At 45.3% G+C, this 1,436-nt stretch carries 3 protein-coding genes; all 3 read right to left on the reverse strand.

From position 1 onward, the window contains the following. Nucleotides 1-211 precede the first annotated feature (211 nt). The gene (locus tag AC1DWB_RS35135) at nt 212-418 is read right to left on the reverse strand and encodes a MerR family transcriptional regulator (RefSeq protein WP_477545699.1); all 207 of its coding nucleotides are present in this window, start codon (nt 416-418) and stop codon (nt 212-214) included. Further along, entirely contained in the window at nt 415-1,167 is a 753-nt protein-coding gene (locus AC1DWB_RS35140; RefSeq protein ID WP_477545700.1) for a Rha family transcriptional regulator, read from the reverse strand. Before AC1DWB_RS35140 ends, AC1DWB_RS35135 begins: the two co-directional genes overlap by 4 nt. Beyond that, on the reverse strand, nt 1,164-1,436 hold a 273-nt coding region (locus AC1DWB_RS35145), incomplete at its 5' end, for a hypothetical protein (protein ID WP_477545701.1). The genes AC1DWB_RS35145 and AC1DWB_RS35140, both read right to left, overlap by 4 nt.

The following is a 1,436-nucleotide window of genomic DNA, read 5'->3' on the forward strand; positions in this document are numbered from 1 at the left end:
GTCTACTGTGTAGACATTTTCTTCAACCAATCCGAAGAATACCGCCTCGTCTCTATCAAATTGCGAGCCACGTTCATTCAAAAACACTACCTTGTCACCTTTTTTCATGCTCTTCATCCTTTCTCCGGATCGACCGAATTACCCAATGAAATGGAGGCCGTATAAGTTGACCAATAGTCATATTTAGGTAATCGTGGTATTATTAGCGTTGTTATGCACCTTGCTTCTGAACCTTTGTCGATTCCTGCTCAAGCTGTGTGAGGAACAAATCCCGGTGCAAACGAACCGTCTTTCCGTGCTTCCATACTGGACGATGTGGTTGTTTCATGATCTCGTAGGCTGTCGGACGACTGCAGGACAGGATATTCATGATGTGCTTAGCGCTGAGTAGTGGTGGGTATTCGATAGGTTTGATCATGAGGCTTCGCTCCTTCTCTGCATGATGCGTGCGATGTAATCAAATCCTTTCGCTGTAACCCGTGTGGCAGGATCGTTTATGATCGTGTCACCACTTGCTCTAGGTCGCTCAGTGACCTTGAAGTATCCAGCATCTACAAACCGTTGGTATGGAAGAGTCGAGCCTTTCATGATGATGGATTCTTCTCGCAGAATTTCGAAAAGTCGCGTTCGTCCGGTACCTAAAGCTTTAGAAGTCTCTAGCATGGACATTGTGTTATTTGCAGCAATGGCGAGGTTATAGATTGCAACCGGAGTCTCTTGTTCCTTGAGCTTTTGCTTTTGTTCTGCTGATTCAAGAGCTAGTTGTTCTTTCTCTGCGGCAAGGATTGCTTTGGATTCCATTTCAGCAGCAAGCAAGCGAAGTGCCTCAGGCATGGATTGGGGCAATGCGAACAAAGGTTTGTTAAGCTCTTCCCTCATTCGGTTAAATTCGCCGATGTACGTTTCTTTGAAGCGAGCTGCTTCTTTTCCGGTGTAGCCCATCACAAGGAATGAAAATCCGTCTTGGGTGATGAGGTATTTGTGGTACTCTTGCCCGTTTTGTTCATGTACATAGGGGGTATGCGCAAAATTGCGCTGACCGAATTCTTCGCTGCAGTCAAGGTTTCGAATGTCACGAAGAACCTCTTTGTGATTTTTCCCGAATGTTTCAGCTATCGATAAACTGTCTGTTACTAGCCGGTTGTTTTCGATGAACACAAGTTTCATACAATCATCACTCCGTTCTGATAACGTGAGTAATCTTCTGGATTAAGTCCTTGACGCTTGATGTAGTTAGCAACATTTTTGATGCGGCGACCGTTCACTTTCAGGATGAAAGTCCATTCTTCGATGACAAGGCCCTGCAGCACTTCACGGAGAGTGTTTCCTCCGAAACACATTACAGGCGCTTCATCTAAACCGACAGCTTGATATTCGCTATATGCGCCTTTTACGATTCCTTTGAATACGATGGACGGTTTCATTCGATCATCTCC

The organism is Paenibacillus sp. P4_E11 (assembly GCF_056401635.1).